The organism is Verrucomicrobiia bacterium (assembly GCA_019634625.1).
Taxonomy (GTDB): domain Bacteria; phylum Verrucomicrobiota; class Verrucomicrobiia; order Limisphaerales; family CAIMTB01; genus CAIMTB01.
In genome coordinates, this window is the sequence record JAHCBA010000021.1 from 77,394 (window position 1) to 95,457 (window position 18,064).

General features: G+C 68.1%; 5 protein-coding genes. 3 read left to right on the forward strand and 2 right to left on the reverse strand.

The window, feature by feature from the left end:
• Nucleotides 1–242: 242 nt before the first annotated feature.
• Both KF833_13765 and KF833_13770 read right to left on the reverse strand, forming a co-directional pair.
• Nucleotides 243–1,970 carry an AAA family ATPase gene (locus KF833_13765; protein MBX3746368.1) on the reverse strand — a complete coding sequence of 576 codons (1,728 nt, stop codon included), beginning with the start codon at nt 1,968–1,970 and terminating at the stop codon, nt 243–245.
• Between the two features lie 621 nt (nt 1,971–2,591).
• A complete protein-coding gene (locus tag KF833_13770) occupies nt 2,592–2,813 on the reverse strand; it encodes a hypothetical protein (protein MBX3746369.1) in 222 nt (73 codons plus the stop codon).
• A gap of 648 nt (nt 2,814–3,461) precedes the next feature.
• Here KF833_13770 and KF833_13775 point away from each other — a divergent pair.
• Genes KF833_13775 through KF833_13785 form a run of 3 tightly spaced genes read left to right on the forward strand, consistent with a single transcriptional unit; the run spans nt 3,462 to nt 17,995 of the window.
• The gene (locus KF833_13775) at nt 3,462–5,195 is read left to right on the forward strand and encodes a hypothetical protein (protein ID MBX3746370.1); all 1,734 of its coding nucleotides are present in this window, start codon (nt 3,462–3,464) and stop codon (nt 5,193–5,195) included.
• Between the two features lie 6 nt (nt 5,196–5,201).
• Nucleotides 5,202–17,165, forward strand: a complete 11,964-nt coding sequence (locus tag KF833_13780; GenBank protein ID MBX3746371.1) for a hypothetical protein — start codon at nt 5,202–5,204, stop codon at nt 17,163–17,165.
• 2 nt (nt 17,166–17,167) lie between these two features.
• Nucleotides 17,168–17,995, forward strand: a complete 828-nt coding sequence (locus KF833_13785; protein ID MBX3746372.1) for a hypothetical protein — start codon at nt 17,168–17,170, stop codon at nt 17,993–17,995.
• The last annotated feature ends 69 nt before the right edge of the window (nt 17,996–18,064 follow it).

The following is an 18,064-nucleotide window of genomic DNA, read 5'->3' on the forward strand; positions in this document are numbered from 1 at the left end:
ATTCACCCACTGACCTGCGACACCACAGCGCCACTTTCCACGTTCCCGTTCACCAGGCGGCGGTTCGGCGGAGCCCCTGGCTGTCTCCCGGCTTCTTATATTGAGCCTGACAATGTTTATTGACGAGGCCCATGTATTGGGACTGACAGTATTTATTGACACGGAACCGTGATACGTAACGAGGGAACGACGAAGCTCTTGCCCAAAAAGACCAAGCCAGCGCCCCCGACCCTACTGCATGGCTACGGCCACGGCGCTGGCCCCTCGGGCGTCGCCCGGGAAGCGACCTCGGCGATCAGGTCCAGGACCTGCGAGACCTCCGGGGGCACCTGATCGACGGGGATGGACTCGGCCAGCTCGTGGTAGTCGCGCTTGAAGGTCCGTTGCGGGATTCCCAGGCGCTCGTGGAACAGCGGGAAGAGCAGGTCGAGAAACTCGTCTGTCACCTTGATGTCCGGTCCCCAGGGGTCCTTCCGGGTCAGGCGCAGCGCATCCGTCAATTCCTTGAGGCAGGACTCGAGGACGATCAGGCGGTTCCTGGCCTCGGCCATCTCGAGGAGATCGTCCGTCCTCAGGCCCCTCACCGCGAAGGCCCTCAGGCTTTCGGGAGTGACCAGGTAGTTCTCGATCTCCCGACGCGACCACATCCGCTCGGCGAGTCGGGAGCCGGTGTGGAGTTCCTTGTCGAGGCGGTCGAAGAGCGCGAAACCCACCAGATCGGGTTTGGCCTCGCGCAGACCCTGGAAGTGGTCCCGCGCCTCCTGGGGCTTGTTGTTGCCGAGGTACACGACCGGGACTCTGGCGTCGAGGGTGGCCTTCGCCGGATGATCGAGCCTCGCGGCGAGACTTCGCAGGATGGCCAGGTCGGTGGAGCCTTCCAGGTAGAGCATCCAGCCCCGCTGTTCGGCCAGGGTGTAGTCGGACATGCGGATGCTCTCGATCGCCTTCTTAACTTGATGACGGGACCGGGTGTCGATGCGATGCGGGCGGCCGAGGAAGGCGATCACCACATCGCGTTCGGCGGCCTCCTGGAGCACGACTTCCGAGTGGCTGGCGGCGACGATCTGGGAATGGGTCTCCGAGGCGATCGTGGTGAGAAGGTTGTAGATGTCGCGCTGTCGGAGGATCTCGAGATGGGCATCCGGTTCATCGAGGAGGAGCACCGACCCCGGGTTGGCGAGCAGGTAGGCGAGTAGCAGGAGAACCTGCTGGCAGCCGCGTCCGGAGGAGGAAATGTCGAGATCCACCCCGGATGGCTCTCGATAAGCGAGGGTGATCTCGCTCCGCTCCTTCAGATATACGGGATCGGCAAGTTGAATCGCGAACATCTCGGCGATGTGGTCCACAAGGCGCTTCCAAGGCCGCTTGTCGTCCCGATCATAGAGCGCCCAGCACAGATTCCGGAGCACCTCGGCGGTGCGGCCCTCCCCGATGAGCACGCCGATCTCACCAGCCTCCTTGCGGTACTCGCGTTCGGCGAGTCCGGACATGGGTGGCAGGAAGACGACGTTGTGGTGACGTGCCCCGTCGGGGACACGTCCGTCGGCGGGTTCCCTGAGGCGGCAATACAAGGACTCCTCGTTCGCGTAGTAGAACTCCATTCCGCACGTCCATGCCTTGTCCCGATAAATGCCTTCCGCGGTCAGCGAGACGAGCACCTTCTCGGTGCTCCGTTTGCCGCCGGCAGGCTGGGTGTTCATGGTGCGGAGATCGCGCCAAAGGAGTTTGGCGCTGGGCACCGGGACGGCGGCGAGGTCCTTCCGGTTGATGACGACGCCGGTGCGTTCGCTGGCCTTGCTGTTGTCGCGCTTCTCCGCCCAGCGCCGCCAGCCCACGTCCCAAAGCGCCAGCGCCTGCAAGGCCGAGGTCTTGCCCGAGTTGTTGGGTCCGACGAACACGACCGAGGCGCCGAGGTCCAACTCGACCTCCCGCAGGCGCTTGAAGTTGGAGATCGCAAACCGGGTGATCACGCACCGATCATCCGGATTGGGGCGTCAGCGTCCATCCCGGTCCGCCTTCCGCCTTGAATTCCCGTGCATCCCGGAGTTGTGGGGAGCGGTGCAGACTTCGCCAAGCGTCGCTCCGGAGGGCCGAGTTCCACGAGGCCGCAAGGGTGTGGCGCGTTGGGTTGAGGACTCGCGGAGCTCGTCCCTCCGATTCGCTGCCTCCTCACCCCCAACTCCCGGATGCACCGCTTGAATTCCCCTCCCGAACCGCCACTCCCCCAGCGTGCCCAAAGACAAATCCCCATCCTTTTCTCCGCGAAGGGTGCGGCCACCTGACCGCGCCGGTCTCGAAGATCGAGCCGGTGCTCGGGACGGTCACCGCCGCCTGGGAGGGCAGCCGGCTGGGCTATCGCCTTCCGGCCTTCGGGCCTTGGGCAAGACGGGCTCGCGTTCGCCCTTCCTTTGTGGAGACTCAACGTCCCGCTCAGTACGGACTTCGAACAGGGGATCAGGGAAATCCGCTGCGAATTGGCATACGACTCCTCCAAAGCGGACCCGACGATGCCTGAACGATGGCGGATGCGTCGGGATGCGGAGGAGAACGGCCGCTGACCCCGGACGAGGGCCGCAGCAGGCAGACCCTGCCTACCGTTTGCTCCGAAGGAAACTCCGCGCACCCGCTCCGCCGACCAGGAGGAGGGTTCCCGCCACGACGCCCACGGCGCCCGGCTCGGGCATGGTCGTCCGCTCATAGGAGAAACCGCCGCCGCCGGGACCATCGAACGGGCCTTGGGTCCAGGAAAGAAACTTGATGCCGAGGTAAATGCCCTCGGAGACGAGGTGCACCACAACTTCCTGGTCGATCATGCTCGGCGGATAATAGCCGTGGAGGTTGATCCAGCTCGTGGTATTGGGACTGACAGTATTTATTGACCTCATCTCCACCTTTAGGGCGACCCCTTGGTGGGCGCAGTTCACTGGCACTGGCATCGACCTGGCGGTGGTCCGAGGACCGCCCCCCCCGCCCCCGGATTGGTATTGTGGTATTGGGACTGACAGTATTTGTTGACATCACCTCCACCTTTAGGGGAGACCCCTTCGTGGGCGCAGCTCACTGGCAATGGCATCGACTTGGCGGTGGTCCGAGGATCGACCGCCCCCCGCCCCCGGGCCTCTCAGCCTCTCGGCCTTCGAAGACCGCCAGAATGAGCCTTGCTGACTCGTTCGGGCTGAGGCTTGACCCATGGCGGGCGAATCAACAGGGTGCAGAGCCAGAGCCCTTTTCGTTTGTCGTCGGGAGTTCGAATTTCGTTGGGGTCGTCGCGCCGGGCCCACCGGATTGCGAGGGGTATTCGAGGTGTTTGGCGGTCCGCGACGAAGGCTTCCGGGAACATGAATACTGCCCATTGTCCTCCATCGCGCCCGTGTGCGTCCTTCGTGCGGATCCGTGCGAATCCCCATCGGAGCGATCCATGGACGCCCGGGTGCGGGAGTGGGCCCGGGCGGCTCGGTCGCGTGGCGGCTCTGGCGTTGGTGGGATTCGGATGGGGGATGGGCGCCGCGCCGGTTCACGGTCAGGAGTTCACGCAGACCTGGACCCTGCGTCCGGGCTGGAACGCGGTGTTCCTCGAGGTGGCGCCGACGGACGCACGGTCCGTGGCGGTCTTCGCGGCGATTCCGGTGGAGTCGGTATGGACCCGGGCGGAGCGGTTGTCGTCGGTGGACTTCGTGCGGGATCAGAACGAGGCGCGGTGGAACGACCCGGGATGGATGGTGTACCGGCCGGAGCCGTATCCGGAGGCCTTCGTGACCACGTTGCACACGGTGCAGGCCAACCGTCCGTACCTGATCCGGATCGGCGGTTCGCAGGCCGTGACGTGGCGGGTGACGGGGCGACCGTCGTTGCGCCATCCGGCCTGGGTTCCGGACGCGTACAATCTGCGGGGCTTCCCGGTGGACCCGGCGCGGTTGCCGCGCTTCGGGGAGTTCCTGCGCAGTTCGGCGGCACATCACCGGTCGGGCACGGGACCGATGGAGGAGGTGTATCGCCTGGGCGCGGACGGGCAATGGCGATTGGCGGGGGCGAACGACACGATGGGCGCGGGGGAGGCGTACTGGGTGTACAGCCGCGGGGCGTCGCGGTTTGTGGCGCCGCTGGAGATCGAAGTGGATCGGGGGGACGGACTGGATTACGACGCCCTGATCGAGGAACTGCCGGTGCGACTGCGGAATCGCGAGGCGTCCGCGCGAACAGTGGTGGCGGCGATGCAGGGGATGCAGGGCGCGGATGTCCTTGTGTCGTGGGAACTCGATACGGCGGACGGTTCGGTCGCATGGCGTCCTTTCGGAGCGCGGCGAACGATCGAGATCGCCCCCGGAGCGCGGGCGTCGTTGCGACTGGCTCCCAGGCGGAGCGCCTTCGCGGGGAATGCCTACGGGGACGTGCTGGTCGCGAGCGACGGAGTGGGGACGCGTCACCTGATCCCGGTGTCGGCGCGTCGGCGAACGACGGAGGCGGGCGGTCCGACGCATCCGCATGTGGGGCTGTGGATCGGCAGCCTGCGGGTGTCGGCGGTGAGCGAGGCGCACGGGGCGGACCCGACCCTGCCGACCCCGGTGCCTTCGCCGTTCGCCATGCGGGTGCTGTTCCATGTGGGGACGAACGGGCAGGCGCGCCTGTTGAAGGAGGCGATCCAGATGTGGGAGGACGGAACCTACCGGACGGTGGAGGGCGGGGTGCGGGTGACGGATGAACCGGGGCGTTTCGTGTGGTTGACGCGGCCGGAACTGGTTCCGAGTTTCAGGGGGGTGGCGTTGCGGGATGGGGTGCTGACGGGACGCCGGTTGAGCACGGTGGGAATCGATTTCGACGGGGGTGCGGAGAACAGCCTGAGCCTCGCCGGCGCGTTCGAGGTGGGTGGGACCGTTTCCGGGACGATCGTCCTGCCGCCGAACTTCCCGACCCATCCGTTTCGACATCGGTTCCATCCCGACCATGACAACCTTGACGAGCGTTTCGCGGCGTTTCGCCCGGAGGCTCGCGAGGTGCGGCGGCGACTGGAGTTCGAATTCACCCCGGGCGATCCGGGAGGTGCGGCGATTCGGGACTACGGGCACGACACCCTTGGGGGGATCTTTCGCGAGACCCTGAGCGGGTTGCATCACCGCGACGTGCGGTTGCTGGGGGACTTCCGGCTCCAGCGCATTGCGGACACGCCGGTCCTCAATCCCACCCCGCGGCAACGCTAGACCGCCATGACCGATTCCACTCGAGACCGTATTCTGAGGCGCGCGCTTTCCGTACTGGGATGGGCGATCTGGCTCGGATCCACCGCCGGCCCCGCTTCGGCGGCGCCGCACATGCTGGTGTTCAACGGGCTGTTCAACGGTCCCAACATGGGGGCGCCCGAGGGACTGCGGATGACCTCGGCGATCACCATGGAGGCGTGGATCCAGCCGACCGAGCGGGCGCCCGCTTCGAGTGCGGACGGCGTGATCCTGGGGAAGGAAGGGGAGTATCTGCTGGCCCGCTTCGAAGACGGCACGATCCGCTGGGCGCTGGCGGCGGTGCCGTCGGGGTTCAGTTGGGTTTCGACCGGATACGTCGCGCCCGAGGGCGAGTGGACGCATGTGGCGGTGGTGTACGACGGCTCCGAGGTCCGGACCTACGCCAACGGGCGACGCGTTCACAGGGTCGCACGGACGGGCCCGATCGGGGACGCGAATCCGACGCTGAACGACTTCCAGATCGGGAGTCGGGGCGCCATTGACCAGCGGTTCAGCGGGTTCATCGACGAGGTCCGGGTGTGGCGGGTGGCGCGAACGACACCGCAGATCCGGGAGGGCCTGCACCGACTGCTGGACGGCAACGAGCCGGGGTTGGCGGGGTACTGGCGTTTCGACGAGGGCATGGGGGACACGGTGTCGGACCTGACAGGGAACGGACATCACGGCACACGCGGGGCCGGAGGATGGCGGGTGTCCACCGCACCGGTGGGGGTGCCACGAGCGACCACGGTCGGGGCGGAGGAGGTGACCGGGGGGAGCGCACGGTTTCGGGGGGAGCTGGGCCAGGAGAACCTTCCGGCGGAATCGGCGTTGGAGTGGGACGTGGCGCCGATGGCGCTTGGTCTCGACGGGCGGGACGACGAGGCGGTGATCGCGCATCGGGACGAGATGAACGGCGATCCCGTGAGCGGTCCGTACCTGACCGTGGCGGCATGGGTGAAGGTCCCCCCGGGCGGGAGCGGCGGGGTGGTGAACAAGTACGTGTCGGGGTCCTCGAACGGCTGGCAGATCTACGTGTTCCAGGGGGAGATCCGAGCGTGGTACTTCGTTTCCGGGACCCGCCACATCTGGGGGCCGACCGTCTGGACAGATCGGCGGGGACTGAACGGGGGACGCGTCGATGACGGGCAGTGGCGTCATGTGGCGTTCCAGGTGGATGCCACCGGGGGGAACCTTTATGTGGACGGATCGCTGTGGGCGCGGACCGGATGGACGGGCGCGTCGGGCCGGCCGACCACCACGCAGGCCCTGCGAATCGGGAGTTACGCGGGCGAACCGGTGGTGGACGATCGGTGGCTGGAAGGGGCGGTGCGTGACGTGGGGTTGTGGCGCACCAGCCTGCCGGTGGGCGCGATCAATGACATTCGGCGCGGCACCCGGTATTACGAATCCTTTCAGGTCGGGCGCTGGCCCCTCGACGAGGGATCGGGATCGGTGATCCGTGACGTCAGTGGCAACGGAAATCACGGAAGTCTCCATGGGGCGCCGGGATGGGTGGCGACGGACTTTCCACTGCGGGAGTATGCGCACCGGTCGGAGGGGATGGCGTTCGGCGAGGAGAACGCTACCCGTAGGGCGCTGCGGTTCGACGGGGTGGAGGAGCGGGTGACGAGCCAGTCGGCGGTGGACCTGGCCGACCGATCGTTCTCGGTCGAGTTCTGGGCGCGGCGCGAGCGCATGGGGATCCCCTCGGTGGCGCTGGCGCAGACCGAGGGAGTGCGGCAGGACGTCGCGGCCTTCCGCAATCGTGCCCTGCACATCGGCTGGCGGGGGAACGACGTGTTCACCTTCGCCTTCTTCGGCAACGACCTGAACACGACGCAGGCGTGGAACGACACGGATTGGCATCATTGGGCGTGCACGTACGACCGGGTCAGCGGGGCGCGAAGGATCTACCGGGACGGCGTGCTGGTGGCGGAGGACGTTTCGGCGTCGGCCTACCAGGGGGGCGGTCCGGTGTGGCTGGGGTTGCGCCAGTTTCTGCCGGCCAACGACTGGGGGTTCGTCGGGCAGCTCCGGGATGTCCGGATCTGGGGCGGGGCATTGAGGCGCGGGACGATCGGGGACTGGATGGACCGGACCCTGAGCGAGGATCATCCGAACCTGGGCGAGTTGATGGCCTGGTGGCCACTGACGGCCACCTCGGGATCCATCGCGGTCGATGGAAGTCCCCATCGCAATCGCGGGACCTTGTTCCCGGTCGCGAACGGGACGCGTTGGACCCGGTTTGGAGGGGTGGAGGCGGCGGCGACCGGCCTGACGTCCGGAACAACCGCGCAGTATCGGCAGGTGGCGACCAACGCGTACGGACCCGCGGTGGGTGCGCCGCGCCTGGTGACGACGCATCGGGCCGGGGGCGGGACGGCGGTGCGATTCGATGGCGGTGCGAGCTCGGTGCGGATCGGACCCTACGAGGAACTGCGGCTCACCAACGGGCTGACCCTTGAGGCGTGGGTACGGCCTCTGGGGGTGTCGAAGAACGTCGAGGTCCTGCTGATCCGCGAGGGCGAGTATGGCCTGGGCCGCGCTGCGGACGGCACGTTGTTGGTGGTGCTGGCCACGGCCTCGCCCGGATGGGGCTGGGTGCCCACGGAGGCGCGAATCCCGTGGGGCGAATGGACGCATGTCGCGGTCACCTACGATGGCGCCCAGGTGCGGGTCTTCACCCACGGTGCCTTCGCCGGCGCCCACGCCGCCAGCGGTCCCATCGTCGATGTGGTCCCGTCGGTGAACACCCTCGATCTCGGGGCGACGCCATTGGCGTCGGGTCAGCACTTCACGGGGGAGCTGGACGAGGTGCGGATCTGGGACCGGGCGTTGCCGGAGGAGCGGATGGCGAGGGATTACAATGTGCCGTTGACGGGCGAAGAGGATGGGTTGGTGGCGCATTACCGGTTTGACGAGGGGGGCGGCGAGCGGGTGTGGGACGCGACCGCGCGCGGCTTGCACGGCGTCCTGGTGGGGGGTGTGGATCATGTGCCCTCGGGGGCTGGCGTGGGCCGGGCCCTCGCCATCACGGGGCCGGTCCGGGATCTGGCCTTCGGGAGTCCGATCCTGGAGGGCCTGGTGAAGACGGACGGGCAGGCAGCGACGGCTTATTTCGAGTGGGGGCCGGGGACGACACGGCTGCCGGTGGCGGCGGAAAACCGGGTGGCGTTTCACGTTGCCGGCACGGACCTGGCAACCCTTGGGGACGTTCCGTGGGACAGTCCGCCCCACCTCGAGGACCGCTATTACACGATCGACATTCCCGCGACGTCGGGGGCGTTCTGGCCCGGGGTGCCGGCCGATCGGTTCGGGGCCCGGTTCACCGGATCCCTGCACGTTCCCACCGACGGGCTGTATCGATTCCATCTCACCAGCGACGACGGGTCTGATCTGCGGATCGGGGGGGACCTGGTGGTGTCGCACGACGGACTTCACGGCATGACTGAGGCGTCCGGGGTGGTGCAACTGGCCGCCGGGGCGCATCCGTTCGAGGTCCGGTACTTCGAGAACGCGGGTGCGGCGGGACTGGTGCTGGCATACGAGGGGCCGGGGATTCCGCGGCAGACGGTTCCCGCCGACGCCTTCACGACCCGTCCGCCGGAGTACGGGTTCACGACCGCGCGAACCCCCATCAGCGGGCTCCTGGCGCCGCAGTCGATCTCGGCGGCGCTGCCCGAACTGGAACCGGGTGTGTACCAGTACCGCCTGGTGGTGGAGCATCCGAACGGGACCGAACACGGCGGCAACCGGAGCTTCACGGTGACGCGGCCGGCATTGGGCGGCGCAGCGATCCGGTTCGACGGGGTGAACGACTACGTGCAGGTGGGGCCGGACCCGGCGACAAGGGCCACCTCGGCGTTGACGGTTGAGGCCTGGATTTTTCCGATGGGCCCCGGGGCGACCGGCAACGGGATGATCGTCAATCGGGAGGGCGAGTACGAGATCGCCCGGCTCGCCTCGGGCGAACTGTGGTGGGCGGTGTCCAACGGCGGGCGCTGGGCGGTGCAACGCACCGGGCACTTCGCGCCGCTTCACCAATGGACCCACGTCGCCCTGGTGTACCAGTCCGGTGTCGTGCGGATCTATGCCAACGGGGAATTGGTCCAGACCTCGAACGGCAGCGGGAACATTGGCGACGCGCATCCGGACATGAACGACTTCCGGATCGGCGGTCGCCAGGGACTGAGCAACCCCTTCGATGGCCTGATCGACGACGTGCGGGTGTGGAACGTGGCGGTGACGCAGGCGGACCTGCGGGACCGGATGCATCGGTGGCTGAGCGGATCGGAGCCGGGGCTGCAACTGTATCTGCGTTTCGACGAGGGGGTCGGCCTCGAGGCCCGAAGCCGGGCGGGTGGGCTGATCGGGACGTTGACGAATGGGGCCGATTGGGTGACGTCCGGCGTCGAGAAGCGGTTGGCGCCCGAGGCGGAAACCACCGGCGCACAGCCGGCGCTGGCGACGTCGGCGACGCTGACGGGCTGGGTGAACGGGTTCGAGTCGGAGACCGTGGCGTGGTTCACCTGGTGGCCGGCCGACAACCCGTCCGACGTGCGCCGGGGTCCGAACCGGGCGGTGGGCCGCGGGCCGTTCAATGTGCGATTGACCGAGGCGGTGACGGGGTTGGCCGCCGACACCGAGTACGGATTCCGGCTGCAGGCGAGCAGCGGGATCGGGAACGGCGAGAGCGGGGCCGGGTCCTTCCGCACGCTGTTGTTGGATTGCGGGTGGCCGGTGGCGGTGCAGGGCACGTCCGGAGAGAGCCGGGAGGCCCGGCACGCGGTTGGGGCGACGGGGGACGTGCTGGTCGCGGGCCGTTACAACGGATCGGCGACGTTCGGTTCCCATGCGTTCACCGCCTCGCCCGGTGTTTCCCCGGCGTTCGTGGCGGCACTGGATCCGGCGGGCGAATGGCAATGGGCACGGCACTTCGAGGCGTCGGGGACGTTGACGGTGGACGGGGTGGCCCCGGACTCCGAAGGCGGATGGAGGGTGGCGGGTTCGTTCGGGGGCGTGTTGTCGGCGGGTGCCGGGCGGTTGACCAGCGACGGTCCCACGTCGGCCTTCGTGGCCCGATTGAACGCGGCGGGGGAATGGGCATGGGCGCTGCGGTTGGCGGGGAGCGGGGCGAGCCGGATTCACGACCTCGCCATGGGGCCGGACGGAGCGACGTTCGTGGTCGGCGCGTTCGGCGGCACCGTGAACCCGGCGGGTGTGCCCGTCGTCTCCGCGGGCGGCACGGATGTCTTCATCGGGCGGGTGTCCCCCAACGGGGAATGGGAGTGGCTGCGATCCGCGGGGGGAGCCGGCGACGACCGGGCGCAGGCACTGGCGTTGGCCGGGTCGGACACGATCTGGGTGGCGGGAGAGTTCCGGAACACGGCGACCTTCGGGACCGCGAGCCTGGTGTCGGCGGGAGGATCGGATTTCTTTCTGGCGCGGATCGACACGGAGGGCGAGTGGGTTCAGGCGTGGCGCGGTGGAGGAGCGGGGGAGGACCGGGCCCTCGACGTGGCGGCGGATGGCGCGGGCCATGTATGGCTGGCCGGGCATGCGCGGGGGGCGATCAACCTGGCGGGGACATCGCGCAACGCGGGGCCGACGGGACAGGACAACCTGTTTGTGGCGCGCCTCGATGCCGGCGGGTCGCTGCTTTGGTTCACCCAGACCGGGACCACCGGTCCGGCCCGGCTGGCGCTGGATGCGGGGGGAGACGGTTACCTCCTGGCGGACTTCGCCAACAACCTGATTCTCGGTACCACCAGCCTGGTGCCGCGCGGGGGTTCCCGCGATCTGATGCTGGCCCGGATCGGCGCGGCGACCGGAGCCTGGAGTTGGGTCGAACAGGTCGGGGGCAACGGCGTGGAACGGGCGGGCGATCTGGTGCGCGGTCCGGACGGCGTGTTCACCTTCTCAGGATCGTTCGGAGGCCCGATGGCGGTGGGGCGGGTGAACCTGGTGACCGCCTCGGAGCGGGTTTTTCTCGGCCGGATCAACGCCGGGGGCGGCTTCGAGTACAACACGTGGACGGTTGGACAGGCCGTGCCGGTTCCCGAGGCGGCGCGACGGAGTGACGGCGGGGCACTGCGGTTGCCGCAGGTGAGCATCCTGGCGCCGGCGGGGGCGTCGTGGGGCGACTACTTCCACTGGAGCCAGGCGGAGCATCGGCTCTACGCCTTGCGGCCGGTGGAACTGGCGGAGATCTCGTGGCCCTTGAGTGCAGCCTCGGAGACGGAGGTGCTCGGCTGCCTCGGCCGCAGCATCTGGCCGCTCGATCCGCCCCGCCATGTCATGGGCGCCCCGGCGGATCTGGAACCGGCGATCGAGGGTTTTCCGCTGCGATTCCAGGAACTGATCTTTACCGAGGCCTCGGCGGTGATTTCCAACCTCGTGACGTCCGACGGCCAGCCGCGACCGGTCTTCCATGCCGCACAGCCAGGGCATTCGGTCCTCCGGTTCCTGGTCACCGAAGGACAGCCGATCGACCTCGCGACGCAGCCCGCGCAATTCGAAGTGGTCCGGTCGGTGCCCTGGCACGATCCCGGACTGTTCGAGGACGGGATCCCGGCCGTCGTCGGGCAGCCGGTGACGCATGCCGGACACGACGATCCGACCGGGGGGGGCGGCTACGTGATGTTGACGCGGGCTCCGGTGGACATGGCCACGGCGAACCCGGCGCATCGCCGCGTCGAACGCCTGGGTCCGATCGTCCCGGTGAACACGCACTCGGCGGCCTCCAACGATGACCTGGTAGTCGCCTGGTACCGGCGCAGCGCGGAGACGGGGATTCCGTGGCCGGGCCTGACCGCGCGATACCGCATCGAGTGGCCGGACGAGGTTCCGTCTTTGGTGATCGGTTCGGCGGAGGGTTCGGGTCCGCTGAGCCCGTCCGACTACCCCGGGAAGCATGTTTATCGTCAGCCTGACCCGTCGCTGGCCGGCCACAATCCCAATGAGGAACACGCGTTTCTGGTGGGCGACACCCTGCATGCCCTGCGCGACGATCTGAACGCCGTGCTCGGGGTTTCGGAGCCTTATGTGCTGTTGAAGTTCCGCATGGAGGACGGTTGGGCCTTCCGGCTGTGGCGGGTGGCGCCCGGCGTCCGACGTCTGCCGGGCGAGGCCGGCCTGGAACTCGCCCTTCCCGGTCCGTTTTCCAGCCTCGGGATCTGCGCGGCGAGCCAGGGGATGTCGGGTCCGTACTTCGAGGATCACACCGGCCGGTTTCATGCGCGCGCCGCCGGGGCGGGAGGCGGGACCACGGAGGTGCGGATCGGGTACTTCTACCCGTTGCGCGAGGACTTCGACTACGACCTGAACCGGGACGGACAACCCGATGTCGCCGTGGGCGGATGTGTGCCGTGGCTGGACCGGTTGCCGGGGGGGAGCCCCGGGACCCCGGCGCCACTGACGTACGAGGTGCGCTGGCCGGAGACGGTTCCGACGCTGGAGATCGGGGAGAGCCTGTTCGATGCGAAGCGGGGGCTGCCGGCGATCCGGGGTTGGGCCAGGGCGGAGATCGTGTTCGACGAGGGCGATCCTTCCGGAGGCGATCCCATGGCGTCGGTGGCACGGCTGTTCGATCCCCTGAGCGAACGGGTGTTCCAGCTCGCCGCGGGGTTTCAGGTCCCGGGCGGGGTGGCGACGGCGAACGATCGCGGACGGCTGGTGTTCCCCGGGCTGCCGTACGCCCTGCGTTCGAGGCTGGCGTATGACCCGTTGAACCGGCGGTTGAGCTTCAGGGGATGGGTGGACACCTCGGGAGCCGGGGAACCGCTGCTGTTGCTCAACATCATGACCGCACGGGAACGCGACCGCATTCGCGAACTGTCGCCCGATCCGGCGTTCCGCGACGCCATCGACGCGCTGTACCGACTCACGCGAAATCCGAACCGGATCGATCTCGACGGGGACGGCGTCGCGGACGATGCGCTGCTGGCGGGGTTGACGGGTTCCATCACGAATGCCGCGACCGGCGTGCAGGGCGGGCCGGTGCGTCACGAGGCCCAGGGGGATGTGCCCAAGGTGCTGAGTGCCGGACTGGGGACGGGCTCAGGATACGTGACGCTCGTCGAGAACGATCATCCCGACCTCGCCGGGCTGCCGGTGCGTCTGCATCTGGTGCGCGTTGCGGGCGGGCCCTTCAGTGGGGAGTTGAAAGTCATCGAGCCGGACAACGTGTTCGACGAACGCCTCACCCTGCGACACAGCGCAGACTTCGGCGGCGACCCGGACGGGATCGAGTTCGAATGGTACCACCGGCCGGACGACGGTTCGGACCCGACGCGCCTGCCGGTGCTGACGGCGACCCGCAATGAGCTGAACGGGTGGACCCGGCTGACGGTCACGCCCGGCAACGGCGCGGGAGTCAACGAGGTGACGGTGGGGGACGGCGGCAACACGGGTCTTCTGACCCTGGCCGATCACGGGTACATCGTGCGCTACCGGGGGTACGCGGTGGACGGCGCCACTCCCTGGAGCGCGTGGGCCGGGGCGCCCGGCGGCGACCGAGGTCAACTGGCCGAGGGCTGGGTGAAACGCGTGGTGGGCGGATTGAATCCCTTCGAGGCCCGGACCCGCGACTTTCACGGAGCGGAGACGGCGACCTACGCGAGCATGATCCGGCAGGCGGGACGGCGTTACGAAGGCGACATCCCGTTCAACCCGGCGGCGGACAGCATCAACAGCGTGGGATTGATCGAGGCGTACGAGACGGTGTTGCGGCGCGGGCGACGGCTGAGCATCGACGCCGTGCCGCCGGTGAACTTCGGACCCGCCAACGACGCCCTCCTGCTGGCGGCGGGTCGGATCGCGGATCTCTACCTGCTGCTGGGCAACGAGGCGTTTGCCGACGCGGCGGATCCGACCATCGGGTTCCCCACCGGCAGTTCGGAATACGGCAGCCTGGCCTCGAGCATCTTCGCCTTTCAGAACCAGCTCGATTCACTGCTGGAGGAGGAACTCGTGCTGCTCCGCGGACGGGACAACCGCTCCGCACCGGTCACGGCCCCGCCGGTGTACAACCGCCTGTTCTGGAACTTCACCCAGAGCGACGGGGAGGTCGCCTATGTCCAGACCTACAACATCACGGACCTCGACGGACCGGGAGGGGAGCCGGACGGGCGGATCGACGAGATCGACGCGCGTTCCCTGTTCCCGCAGGGCCACGGCGACGCGTGGGGTCATTACCTGACCGCCACCAAGGTCTATTACGATCTGCTCGCCAACCCGCACTTCGACTGGGTGCCGCGCAGCGAATCGGTCCTCATCGCCAATGTGCCGGTCGAGGTGGACTACCTCGACGAGAGGAAGTTCGCCCGCGCCGCGGCGCTCAAGTCCCGCACCGGCGCGGAGATCGTGGACCTGACCTACCGGCTGAGTTACGTGGATGATCCGGCCGGCCAGTGGCAGGGGTACAGGGACAGCGACACGGACCGGGCCTGGGGTGTGACCGAATGGGCGAGGCGGGCAGGGCAGGCCGCCTACTTCGACTGGGTCACCGCCAGCACCGTCCTGCCGGCTGTCGATCCCGATCCGACCCGCACCGGGATCCGGAAGATCGACCGGACCACGGTGAGCGAGCTCGACGAGATCGTGGCCGCCTACGAGGAGGTGCAGTCCCAGATGGACAAGGCCGACCTCGGACTGAATCCGATGGGGCTGGCCAAGGGAGTGGTGCCCTTCGACATCAGTCCGGCGCGGATCGATCAGGGGCTCACCCATTTCGAGCAGATCTACGAACGCGCTGTGGAGGCGCTGACCGGGGCGCTCACGGTGTTCGACCATGCCAGCCAGCTCAGCCAGTCGCTGTGCCGAAACCAGGATCGGCAGGACGAGTTCGGGCGCCAGGTCGGGATGCGGGAGCGCGACTACAAGAACCGGCTGATCGAACTGTTCGGATATCCTTACGCGGGGGACATCGGGGCGGGTGGGACCTACCCGTCCGGCTACGACGGGCCGGACCTGTATCACTACATGTACGTCGATGCGGTCGATCTCACCGGCGACAACGCGCCCCCGGCGGCAGCGTTCACCGGGTATTTCACCGCCAAGGTTTATGGCGACGCCACCCTGGGACACTACTTCCCCGACGATGTGCCGGGGTTGCAGAGCGGGATCGATCCGGGGACGCTTCAAGTGAGCTATCCCTGGTCGGCGGCGGGCTTCGGCTTTGTGCCGCCCGCGTCGTGGGGGGCACGCCGGGCGCCGGGGGAAATGCAGCTCGCCCTCTCGACCCTGCTGCAAGGCGAGACGGCGCTGCGCAAGGCACTGAAGACCTACGACGTCCTGATCGGCCGCATCGAGGATCACCTCGACATGCTGCAGGCCCGGTACGATCTGCAGGCCGAGGCGGTGCGGTTGCGGGATGTGCGCCGGGGCGCCGAGGCCACGGCCACCATGATTGTCGCCGCAGCGAAGGCCACCCAGGCCTGGGCGAAGAAGACGGTCGAGACCACCCGCAGGATGGGGCAGATCGCGGTGGAAGGGGTGCCGAGGGTGGTCGGACTGGCCAACGACGTGACAGCCCCGCTGCGGGCCTCGCTCCTTTTGAACGCCGAAATCCTCGCCGCCCCGGCCCTTGTGATCGAGGGCGTGGCGGTCGGTGTGCAGGCCGCCGCCGAGGCCGCCAAGTCGGTGGCCATCACCATGACGGAAAGCCAACTCGAGGCGGCCGAGGAGCGCTACGAGGTGTTGCAGGAGATCAAGGTGCTTGAACAGAGGATGCGCGAGGAGGCGGTCATCCGACTCGAGGTGTACAAGCTGCGCGAGGCGGTCAACCAGGCCGCCGGCGAATACCTGGCCACCCAGGCCCGCGGGTTGCGGCTCATCGAGGAACGGGTCGCCTTCCGCCGGAGCGCCGCCGCCGACACGCAGACCTCCCGCTACCGCGACATGGGCTTCCGCATCTTCCGCAACGACGCGCTCCAGAAGTACCGGGCCCAGTTCGACCTCGCACAGCGGTATGTCTTCCTGGCGGCCACCGCCTACGACTTCGAGACCCAGACCCTGGGCGGAACCGGCGCGGCCGGGAACCCCTTCCTCACCGAGATCCTGCGCCAGCGGAGCCTCGGGCAGGTGCTCCAGGGCCGGCCGGTCACGGGCGAAGGCCTGGCCAACACCCTGGCGGTGCTCAACCAGAACTTCGCCGTGCTCAAGGGCCGCCTGGGCTTCAACGCGCCGCAGACCGAGACCGGGCAGTTCTCGCTCCGCCGCGAATCGCTGAGGATCCGAGACGACGGGAACGAAACGTGGCGGGCCGAACTGCGGCGCCACCTCGTGCCGGATCTCTGGGCGTTGCCGGAATTCCGACGGTACTGCCGGATCTTCGCCCCGGAGTCCGATGGTCCGCAGCCGGCCCTGGTCATGCGCTTTCCAACCACCATCACCTCCGGACTCAACTTCTTCGGCTGGCCGCTGAGCCCCGGGGACACCGCCTACGACCCGACGCTCTTCTCGACCAAGGTGCGTTCGGTCGGGGTGTGGTTCGCCAACTACCTCGCCGCCGACCTGGCCGCCGCGCCGCGGGTGTACCTGGTTCCGGCGGGCGAGGACATCGTCCGCACCCCCGCCAGCGACAACCTGGCGACACGGGAATGGCGGATCGTCGATCAGAAACTCCCGGTACCCTTCCCCATCGCGGCGGGCAGCCTTTCGAATCCGTCCTGGATCCCGATGCAGGATTCCTTCGGGAGTCTGGGCGAGACCTACGGCGAGATTCAGAGGTTCTCCAGCTTCCGCGCCTACCACGACGACGGGTTCTCTCCCGCGCAGGTCCTCTCCAGCGACCGCCTGGTCGGGCGGTCGGTCTGGAACACCGATTGGATCCTCATCGTCCCGGGGGCGACGCTTCTCAACAACCCCGACGAGGGTCTGGACCGCTTCATCCGGGCCGTCTCCGACATCAAGATCTATTTCCAGACCTACAGCTTCTCGGGGAACTAGTCATGAAACCCAATCCCGGAATCCGCCGGACCCGAAGGCCGGTCAGCATCGTCTCCCTGTGGCTTGCGATCGGCACCCTCGGGGTGGTCACCGCGAAGGCCAGACTGCCGGAACCGGATACGATCCTGTGGGGAACGATCGCCATCGATGGCCAGCCGGTCACCGCCGCCCGAACCGACCTCGTCGTTCAGGCCCGCCTCGGCGCGGCCGGACCCGTCATCGCCGCCTACCGAATGGGCAGCGATCCCGCCGCCGGCAATCGCTATGTCCTTCGCATCCCCACCCAAACGCCCGAGGCACCGCTGAATCCGTGGGCCGCCTCCATCGGAACCGCCGTGCGCATCCAACTGACGAGTGCCGTGCAGCTCCTCGACGAGGCCATCGAGACCGTCGTCGAGAGAGGCGGGTTTGCACGCAGGGACTTCGTCCTGGGCGAGACGCCGGCCCCCGTCCTGCCCGAGGCCTGGCAGATCCGATACTTCGGGGTGACAGGACTGGATCCGAATGCCGATCCCGACGGCGACGGTCGCACGCTGTGGGAGGAGTTCGTGGCGGGCACGGATCCGACGCAGCCGGACACCGGGCCGCTGCTCGGTGTGGAGGGCACCGCGGGGGGAGCGATCCTGGCCTTTATGGCCCATCGAGCGGAGGGACCCGGATACGAAGGACGAACGAGGGTCTATACCCTCGAGACCGTGGATGCTGTGGGTGCCGCCTGGGCCCCGGTCCCGGGCCTCACCGAAGTCGTCGGAGCGGGCCAAGTCGTGACCCACACGTCGGAGGGTCCGTCGAACCCCCGATTCTTCCGGCTGCGCATCGGGCTCCGATAGCCCGCGACTCGGAAGGCGTTGGTTGGAATCCGCTTCGAGCCGCAGGGAACGGAAGACAGCGTCGTTTTC